The 10,120-nt window shown below is 39.4% G+C and carries 5 protein-coding genes; 3 read left to right on the top strand and 2 right to left on the bottom strand.

Going from position 1 to position 10,120, the window contains the following annotated elements:
• Positions 1-102: 102 nt before the first annotated feature.
• On the bottom strand, positions 103-1,077 hold the full coding sequence (locus C9J40_RS09090) for a zinc transporter ZntB (protein WP_107208450.1): 975 nt from the start codon (positions 1,075-1,077) through the stop codon (positions 103-105).
• A gap of 128 nt (positions 1,078-1,205) precedes the next feature.
• Entirely contained in the window at positions 1,206-2,066 is an 861-nt protein-coding gene (locus C9J40_RS09095; protein WP_107208449.1) for an AraC family transcriptional regulator, read from the bottom strand.
• A 124-nt stretch (positions 2,067-2,190) separates the two neighbouring features.
• Between C9J40_RS09095 and C9J40_RS09100 the strand changes: the two genes are divergently transcribed.
• From C9J40_RS09100 to hrpA, 3 genes are all read left to right on the top strand, one after another.
• Positions 2,191-3,585 (top strand): MATE family efflux transporter, encoded by a 1,395-nt coding sequence (locus C9J40_RS09100; protein WP_107246600.1) that lies wholly within the window; start codon positions 2,191-2,193, stop codon positions 3,583-3,585.
• A 261-nt stretch (positions 3,586-3,846) separates the two neighbouring features.
• Positions 3,847-5,901 (top strand): metallophosphoesterase, encoded by a 2,055-nt coding sequence (locus tag C9J40_RS09105; RefSeq protein ID WP_107246601.1) that lies wholly within the window; start codon positions 3,847-3,849, stop codon positions 5,899-5,901.
• Positions 5,902-6,118: 217 nt separating this feature from the next.
• A complete protein-coding gene (gene hrpA, locus C9J40_RS09110; protein WP_107246603.1) occupies positions 6,119-10,033 on the top strand; it encodes an ATP-dependent RNA helicase HrpA in 3,915 nt (1,304 codons plus the stop codon).
• Positions 10,034-10,120 lie beyond the last annotated feature (87 nt).

The following is a 10,120-nucleotide window of genomic DNA, read 5'->3' on the forward strand; positions in this document are numbered from 1 at the left end:
TTCAGTTTAAGTTAATAATATTAATAATACCTATAATAAATCAACATTAAAAATAAAAAAATTGGATTACACATATGTAACCAATTTATCTATTTTAGTTTTTTATATCCATTTTCTACGATAAAAAAGGATAAGTTGAAGTATTAATACACCGAATAACAGGCTACAGAATATATAAAATGCCCAATGATTTTGTGAGCCAGGAATACCTCCTAAATTAACACCCAGTAAACCGGTTAAAAAACCGAGTGGTAAAAAGATAGTGGTAATTAAAGACAGAAAATATAAACGTTGGTTTAATGCTTCAGATTGTAAGCTCATTAATTCTTCTTGTGTCACATTAGCACGTTCACGAATGGCGTTTAAGTCATCGATTACATGGAGTAGCTTTTCATTTACTTCATGTATTTTTTGTTTGTCTGATAGTGAGAGCAGTGGAGTATCAATAGTGAGTAATTTAGCGATGGCATCACGTTGTGGAGTGACATAGCGACGAAGATAAACGGTCTCTCGTCTTAATTGTGCAATATTATTACGGAGGTCGTCATCACTATTATTCATCACCTGATCTTCAAGCTGGGTTAACTTGTCATCGAGGGAATCAATTACTTCTATTTTATGGCTCGTAAGGTGATCGCAAAGACAGAGAATGAATGCACCAATGGTTTTGGGCCCAAAGCCGCCATTTATATGTGCCGCGACACGATCAAGTGCTCTGACAGGACGATCTGAGGTGGTAACAATGGTGTTGTGTGTATAGTAACCTCGAATAGAGACCATTTCTGATGGAGGATCAGACTGATTATCAGAATCTAAATCTATTCCTCGTAATGATAGGAAAAAACCTTCTTTCGTTTGATTTAATCGAGGGCGAATACGCTGAGTCGTAAGGGCTTCTTTTTCTACATCTGGCAAATGACTATTTTTTATCCATGCTAGTGCTTCTTCATCGGTATAGTTTAAATGCACCCACATTAGCCCATCATTACTGCTCCAGTTATTTATTTGATCAAGTGAGAGAGGCGAAGCGCCATTACTCGCATCAAGTTGATAACTATATGTAAAGCAGTTTTGCATCTGGTGATCCTTTCATCGTTAAAGGTATATTATCTAACAAGCTTTATTATCACTTTATTTATTTACTAGCTTAACTGATATCGCCTTCGAGAGAAAAATTATTTAATCACGACAAAGGAATAGGGGTTTTAAAGCTGAGGCTGAAACTGCGTTCGAAATTGTCGAGGGGTAAAACTACTCCAATTTTTAAATCGGGTACTAAAATTGGTTGGGTTTGGATAACCGCATAAATCACTAATATGTTGAATTGGCCAATTGGTGGTAGTCAGTAGCCCAGCAGCATGTTCCATTCGAATTTGAGTTAAATAGGCAATGGGAGATTGTTGGTAATACTGTTGACATAATCGATGAAAATGCGGCTCAGAGCATGGATATAAGGCGGCCAGATCGGAGACTTGCCATGGGTGATGTAACTGACTTTTCGTTTGCTGGTAAACATGTTCTAAACGGGTAAGTGCTTTAGGAGAGTGAGAGGCGGTTTGGGTATTCACTAATAAACAAATCTGTTCGGTAATACTTTTACATAGCGCATCGCCCAATGGATAGTTGAAACTTAAAGATTCGCTTAAGCAAATGATAGTCTTAAATAGTAATGAGCCTGATTGTGAATCTTGATAGGTAATATCATGAGGTAAGCTCTCATCCCAACGCTTATGTTTTTCAAGCATAACCCATGCGACATCCCAAATAAGATCAGGATTATCATCTGGGTGGATGACAAAGCCATTCTCATAACTGGGCGGTACATAAATAACACTGCCGGTTTCTAATGCCCATTCACTGTCTGGTGTTTTCAATAACCCTTTTCCACCCGTTGTGTATAGCAGCATATACATGTCTGGGTTTCTTCGATAAATACTGAATGCCTCTTTGCCATAATTGATGCCACATTGAAGAATTTTTTGCTTTTCAAGTTCAATCGATTGTACTTGATCAATAATAATAGATTGGCATTTTGGCGAAATAGTAAAAGTATCAATATACCCCATTCAGAGCTCCAAAATTAAAAAATGATAGTCTAGCAAAGCTTTTTGATTGCTTAGAATAAACGTGTTTGAGTAAACATAGGTATGATCAGCTTCACAGTAAGATAACATTAATTAGGTGGCGGTCATGCAACACTGGCGATACTCAGCAGATAAAACTTTTTGGCAAAAAACATGGCGTCTAGCGTTGCCAGTATCAATGCAATCTATGTTGTTTTCATTACTTGGTTTAGTCGATGTCATCATGGTCTCTAAACTCGGTGAGTCACAAGTTGCCGCTGTAGGTATTGGTAACCGCATATTTTTCTTTAATTTATTGCTTGTTGTTGGCGTCAGTGGAGCTGTTGGTGTTCTCGCGGCTCAATATTTTGGTGCAGGGAAAATGGAAGGGGTGAGACGTACGTTATTGCAATCTTGGGTATGTGCAATCTTTTTAACATTGCCTTTTGCTGTTGCATACCGTGTTTTTCCAGAGCAAATTGTTGCTTTGGTTAATGATCAAGCCGACTTTATTCACTATGCACGAGATTATTTATATGTCTGCGGCTGGAGCATTATTTTTACAGCCATTGTCGTACCGCTTGAATCTGCTTTACGTGCAGTAGGCGAAGCTAAAATGCCTACGTATGTTGGGCTGGTGGCTGTCATTATTAATGGCGTACTTAATGCGCTATTAATTTTCGGATTATATGGTTTTCCTGAAATGGGTGTTGCTGGTGCCGCGATGGGGACAACGATTTCGCGTGCTGCACAAACAGTTATTTTGCTGTTTATTACTTATAAAACCTATAAAAAAGTATTACCAATACAGGAAGATATAGAGCCAGCAAGTAACGCCAAAGCAAGGAAACGTTATTTTAATGTCGCTTGGCCTATGATTGTTCATGACGGTGCATGGGCGATGGGAATACTGGTTTATAGCGTTATTTTTGCCAAATTAGGTGTAACAGAGCTTGCCATCATTAGCTTATTATCGCCGATAGAAGCGGTATTAATTTCTGCCTTTATTGGTTTTGCGGTTGCCGCATCAACGATTCTTGGGCATGAATTAGGCGCTGAAAATTATCAACGAGCGTTTCATCAGTCGTGGTTCTTTTTAGCTTTGAGTGTGTCTATTGCTTTTGTGCTAGGTGTATCTATTTGGCTATCGAGTGGGCTTGTTGGTGAGTGGTTGGCAAAGGCTCAAGCACCGAACCTTGAAATGTCGCTCAATGTTACCTTAGTGATGGCGTTAGGTATGTTCCTAAAAGTGTTCAATATGGTGGGTATTGGAGGGGTATTACGTAGCGGTGGCGACATCAAATACAGTATTTTTATTGATTTATTTGGCCAATGGGCAATAGGTATTCCTTTAGCCATCCTCACGGGTATTGTTTTAGGCTGGCCATTACATTGGGTGCTTGTGGCTATATTGGCAGAAGAAGTCGTGAAAGTTGGACTGACAACTTATCGGATTTATGGTCGTAAGTGGTTAAAAAACCTTATTAATGATGACGTAGAATCCTCTTCTATGACAGCATAAAAATAAAACAATACATAGCGATGGATTTAAGTCTGCATAAAAAGGGTTAGACAGAGATTGTCTAGCTTTTTTTATTTGTAATCAACTCGCCTAAGAATATCAATATTAAACATATTTTGTTGCTTATTACACAAGTAAAATTTGCAGGTAGAATATTGCCACGTGTAAGTATTTAATAAATCTGTCATTTTTAAATAATAGAAATGAAATAACAGCTTCTTAATATCCATCCATTTTTTAGGGTATTAACCAAGGTTGTATATGAGTTACCAATTATCAAGACGTCAGTTTTTATTATGTTCAGCAAGTGTTGCTGCGACATCAGCAACGGTATTACCTGGTTGTAAAATGCAAAGTAATAATAACCAGACTGATCAAACACATAGAATTGCTTTACTTGGTGATGTCCATTTTCATGATATTCATGGTGATTTTGACTTCAACAATAACGAAGTTTGTATTAGAACGATGCAAGACTCAGTTGGTTCTACTCGTATGTTTAATGAAAACTACTTTGTCTTCAAAGCGACATTAGATGACATTGTTGCAGAGGGCATTAAGTTCGTTATTCTTGTTGGCGATTTTTCTGATGATGGACAAGAAGCCCATGTTGATGGCTTGAAAAAAGTACTTGAACAATATAGTGACGAATATGGATTGGAGTTCTTCTTAACTCATGGCAATCACGATCCTACTACACCCTATGGTGAAAATTGTGATAAGACCTTCTTACGATCAGATGGTGCTGGTGTAAAAGTAACCAGCAATCAGGGCGATGTTGAAAGCTTTATTCCTAGTGATGAAGTTGACGATGTACTCTATAGCCCGAAAATGCAATCTCTAGGTTTCACACCATTAATGGAAAAATTAGGTCGATTTGGTTTTCAATCTCAGCCGCATTATCACTATTATGAAACGCCATGGAAATCGAACAAACTTGAAGATCGTGTATATCAAGCAATATCTGCTGATGGAGCTTATACAGTAGAATGTCCTGACTCTAGTTATCTCGTCGAACCAATAGAAGGTTTTTGGATTTGCTCTGTAGACATGAACACTCATGTACCTTTGGATCCGCTGGGAAGTCAGTGGGATCATGATGCAAAAGGGTATGAAGATGGTAAAGTTCAAAAACCGCAGGTATTAACTTGGTTAAAAGATGTTATTAAGCGAGCAGATGAGCAAGGAAAAACATTACTCGTTTTTTCACATTACCCTGCTATTGAATATTTAAACTACAGCGCTGACGATTTTTATTATTTGTTCGCTGACTCATCGTATAACCACAAGCGAGTCCCAACATCAGAAACTACTGAAGAGCTCATTGATTGTGGTTTAAAGCTGCATTTTGCTGGGCATATTCATATTAACGATACCGCTAAATATGTTGGTCGTAATGGACAAACCTTAGTTAATGTTCAGGCACCGTCATTAGCTGCTTATATTCCAGCGTATAAAAAAATCACCTGTTATGGTCCCGACGACTTCGAAATAGAAACCAAAGTCATTGAAGATGTGCCTGAATTTGATTCTTTATTTAATCATTATGAAAATGAAATAAGCTGGCGTACAGCTAAAGGTTTAGATACACATTGGAAATCGATGCTTGAGGTGTCTTCTTACCGAGAGTTAATGTATCAACACCTGATTTGCTTAACTGTTAATGATAAGTCTGATAATTGGGGCTGGGATATGCGCCATCTTTACCAGTCAACGTTTCCAATATATTGGCTAATGGTTTTAAGCGTGATTGATGATGATTTATCAGGAACGGTACTTTCAACGCTTGTAGACAACATCAACCCAGATACCAATGATACTAAAGTTATTGATTTATTGGTGGGAGCGGGGCTAGAACAAGTGAGTGTTAATAACGCAATTGAAGACGTCAATCAGCACTTAATCAATATGAACTACAGCCGTCAGCAATTAAATCAGGCTATTTTTACAGATTACTGTAATGCAATGCTACATATTCGAAACGGTGATGAGCTTGCATTACAAGACATTGGTTTAGATAAGGTTGTTGGCTACAGCGTTGTTGCAGAGCTTTTTGGTCGTTGTGATATCGACAATAACCTCGAAAATCATGATTATTCTCAAGACTATATTGAGGCTGATCCTGAAGCAGGTTCTCATGAAGAGTTTGATGAGAATAAAGATAATTTATCAAACTTAAAATTACGTTTGGCGGCACTGGCTAGAATTTTCCACATGTTCAGAATTACAGAGCCAACAACGCACTTCAGGGTTTTCCCATCGCGAGGGGAAGTGTTGGATTTATCAAATGAGAATCCACTTAGAATTAAAGCGTAATCAATAGCCGACCTTTAGAGTCGGCTTTATTTTTTTATTCATTACACATCATGTTCTATATCGCATCATTACATCCCAGTAATTGTCTTTTAACCTGCTCTCACGCCGCTTTAATTGTGATAGAATTAACAAAAATTTCGAATCGCCAAGTGATACTAAGCGAGTTGTCATCATGATGTTCTCGGTATCCATTAGTCATTGAAAGACAGGAATTAAATTGAGTCAGTCGAATCAAACTCAAGCAGACGTGTTGAATAACGAAAAAACATTAAAGTCTGCTATTAAAGATTGCATGATGCGCGATCGTTTTCGTCTACACAAACGTGTACAAGGCGCATCAAGAATTAAAAACGAAAAATCCAAGCACGCTGTATTTGACGAAATTGCATTAGAGATTGCGAAATCAATGCAAACGGTGGAACGTCGCCGTACTCAGCGTCCAAAAATCATATACCCAGCACAGTTACCCGTAAGCCAGAAGAAAGATGATATCGCTGAAGCGATCTTAAATAACCAAGTGGTTATTGTGGCGGGTGAAACGGGTTCAGGTAAAACTACTCAGCTACCTAAAATCTGTTTAGAAATCGGTCGTGGTACCCACGGTATGATCGGCCACACTCAGCCTCGTCGTCTGGCTGCGCGCTCTGTTGCTTCTCGTATTGCAGAAGAAATGGAATGTGAAATGGGCTCTCACGTAGGTTATAAAGTCCGATTTAACGATCAGGTCTCAGAGCATAGCCACGTAAAGTTAATGACAGACGGTATTTTACTGGCTGAAATTCAACACGATCGTTTCTTAAGTCAATATGACACTATCATTATCGATGAAGCGCACGAACGTAGCTTAAATATTGATTTCATCATGGGTTATTTGCGTGAGTTATTACCAAAGCGCCCAGATTTAAAAGTCATAATTACTTCAGCAACCATCGATCCTGAGCGTTTTTCTAAGCACTTTAATAATGCACCTATTATTGAAGTGTCAGGTCGTACGTACCCAGTAGAAGTTCGCTACCGCCCTGTGGTTGAAGACGGTGATGACACCGATCGTGATCAGTTAGATGCAATTTTTGATGCGGTCGATGAACTGTGCGATGAGGGTGAGGGTGATATCCTGATCTTCTTAAACGGTGAGCGTGAAATTCGTGATACTGCAGATGCGTTAGAAAAACGTAAATTACGCCATACTGAAATTCTACCTTTGTACGCACGTCTATCGGCGGGTGAGCAAAACAGAGTATTCCAATCTCACTCTGGTCGCCGTATTGTACTTTCAACAAACGTAGCGGAAACTTCACTGACTGTTCCGGGTATTAAATACGTTATTGATCCGGGTACAGCCCGAATTAGTCGCTATAGTTACCGTACTAAAGTACAGCGTCTTCCGATTGAAGCTATATCACAAGCTAGTGCTAATCAGCGTATGGGGCGTTGTGGTCGTGTTCAAGAAGGTATCTGTATTCGTCTATATTCTGAGGAAGATTTTTTATCGCGACCAGAATTTACCGATCCAGAAATTCTACGTACTAACTTAGCGTCAGTTATTCTTCAAATGACCGCGATTGGTTTGGGTGATATCCAAGCTTTCCCATTTGTAGAAGCGCCCGATAATCGTAATATTCAAGACGGTATTCGATTATTGGAAGAGTTAGGTGCGATTAACTCTAAAGCCACAGATCCTCGTAAACGTTTATCACCAATGGGTCGCCAATTAGCGCGTCTTCCTATTGATCCGCGTTTAGCTCGTATGGTACTTGAAGCGCCTAAGCATGGTGCATTACGTGAAGTGATGATCATTGCATCGGCTTTATCTATTCAAGATCCACGTGAGCGTCCATCAGATAAACAGCAACAGTCTGATGAAAAACATCGCCGATTTAACGACAAAGATTCTGACTTTGTTGCGTTCGTTAATTTATGGAATTACGTCCAAGAGCAACAAAAAGCGCTTTCTAGTAATCAATTCCGCCGTTTATGTAAGAAAGAATACTTAAACTACTTACGCATTCGTGAGTGGCAAGATATCTATTTCCAAGTAAACCAAGTGATTAAAGAGCTTGAGTTGAAAATGAATGGCAACGAAGCAAGCTATGACAGTATTCATATTTCGCTATTAAGCGGATTGCTTTCGCATATTGGTATGAAAGACCAAGAGAAAAATGAATACCAAGGTGCGCGTAACGCTCGCTTTAATATCTTCCCAGGCTCTGGCATTTTCAAGAAACAGCCAAAGTGGGTGATGGTTGCGGAGCTGGTGGAAACGTCACGTTTATGGGGGCGAATTGGCGCAAAAATTCAGCCGGAGTGGGTTGAACCATTAGCAGGTCACTTGATTAAACGTAGTTATAGCGAACCGCATTGGGAGAAGAAGTCAGCTGCCGTTCATGCGTTTGAAAAAGTCACACTGTATGGCATTCCTGTGGTTGCCAAACGTAAAGTTAACTACGGCAATATTGATCCAACGTTATCACGTGAAATCTTTATCCGCTCAGCATTGGTTGAAGGGGATTGGGATACGCGCCATAAGTTCTATCAACAAAACCGTAAGCTATTGCGCGAAGTTGAAGAACTTGAGCATAAATCACGTCGTCGTGACATTCTGATCGATGATGACGAGCTGTTTAATTTCTACGATCAGCGTATTGATTTGAAAGTAACGTCAGGTCGCCACTTTGATTCATGGTGGAAGAAAGCATCGAAAGAAGATCCTGAGTTATTGAACTTTGAGCGTGAGATGTTATTCCGTGGCGATGCAAGTCATGTCACTGATCTAGATTATCCAAATTTCTGGCATCAAGGTAACTTGAAGCTAAAACTGAGCTACCAGTTTGAACCGGGTGAAGATAACGATGGTGTCACCGTTCACGTGCCATTGGCTATCTTAAACCAAGTTCAACCTGACGGCTTTGACTGGCAAATTCCAGGTTTACGTCATGAGTTGGTTGTTGCGTTGATCAAATCATTACCAAAACCGTTACGTCGTAACTTTGTGCCTGCACCAAACTACGCTGATGCGTTCTTAGCACGTGTTAAGCCAATGGAAGCACCATTGCTAGATTCACTAGAAAAAGAATTGAAGCGTATGAGTGGCGTCACAATTGTGCGTGAAGATTGGAATTTAGATCAGATCCCTGATCACTTGAAGATCACTTATCGTGCTGTTGATCACCGCAATCGTAAGTTACGTGAGAGCAAAGATATCTATGGTCTGAAAGACAACTTAAAAGAGAAGGTTCAAGAAACTTTGTCACAAGTTGCTGATGATGATATTGAGCAAGATGGTTTGAAAACCTGGAGTTTTGGTACGCTACCTGAACGTTACCAACAGAAACGCGGTGGCTTTGAAGTAAAAGCCTATCCTGCGCTGGTGGATAACAAAGATTCTGTTGGTATCAAACTGTTTGAAACTGAAGAGCAGCAAAACAATGCGATGCAGGCGGGTCAACGTCGTTTGATTTTACTTAACGTACCATCGCCAATTAAGTACCTTCATTCAAACTTGCCAAACAAATCGAAGCTAGGTTTGTACTTTAATCCGTATGGTCGTGTACTTGATCTGATTGATGATTGTATTGCTTGTGGTGTTGATAAGCTAATTGAAGAGAAAGGCGGATTAGCATGGCAGCCTGAATCATTTGAAGCGTTGAAAGAGTTTGTTCGTGCTGAGCTTGGTGACACCGTGGTTGATATTGCCAAACAAGTAGAAGAAATCTTAACCACAGCATTTAACATCAGTAAGCGTTTGAAAGGGCGTATTGATTTAAGCATGGCATTTGCGATGTCTGATATCAAAGCACAAATTGAAAGCTTGATCTTCAAAGGTTTTGCAACAGAATGTGGGTGGAAACGTCTGCCTGATATTCTGCGTTACATGCGTGCCATTGAGCGTCGAATGGAAAAACTGCCAATCGATCCAAACAAAGATCGTGTGCATATTCTGAAGATTGAATCAGTAGTTAATGAGTACAAAGAGCTATTGAATAAGATCCCGAAAGGGCAGCCAGTACCTGATAAAGTAAAAGAGATCCGATGGATGATTGAAGAGCTACGTGTTAGTTACTTTGCTCAGCAGTTGGGTACGCCATACCCTGTATCAGACAAGCGTGTACGAAACGCAATTAACGAATGTTGATTTAGTTAATAGCGAAATAATAAAGAGCCGATAATGTACATAACATTATCGGCTTTTTTATGCATAAAAAACAGTATTTATTATGTC

Origin of the sequence: Photobacterium sp. GB-72 (genome assembly GCF_003026095.1) — a bacterium.
Lineage (GTDB): Bacteria > Pseudomonadota > Gammaproteobacteria > Enterobacterales > Vibrionaceae > Photobacterium.

Bases quoted from the DNA above. Each gene is read 5' to 3' on its own strand.
- C9J40_RS09105 (WP_107246601.1), top strand. From the start codon at position 3,847: ATGAGTTACCAATTATCAAGACGTCAGTTTTTATTATGTTCAGCAAGT.
- C9J40_RS09095 (WP_107208449.1), bottom strand. From the start codon at position 2,066: ATGGGGTATATTGATACTTTTACTATTTCGCCAAAATGCCAATCTATT.
- C9J40_RS09090 (WP_107208450.1), bottom strand. From the start codon at position 1,077: ATGCAAAACTGCTTTACATATAGTTATCAACTTGATGCGAGTAATGGC.
- C9J40_RS09100 (WP_107246600.1), top strand. From the start codon at position 2,191: ATGCAACACTGGCGATACTCAGCAGATAAAACTTTTTGGCAAAAAACA.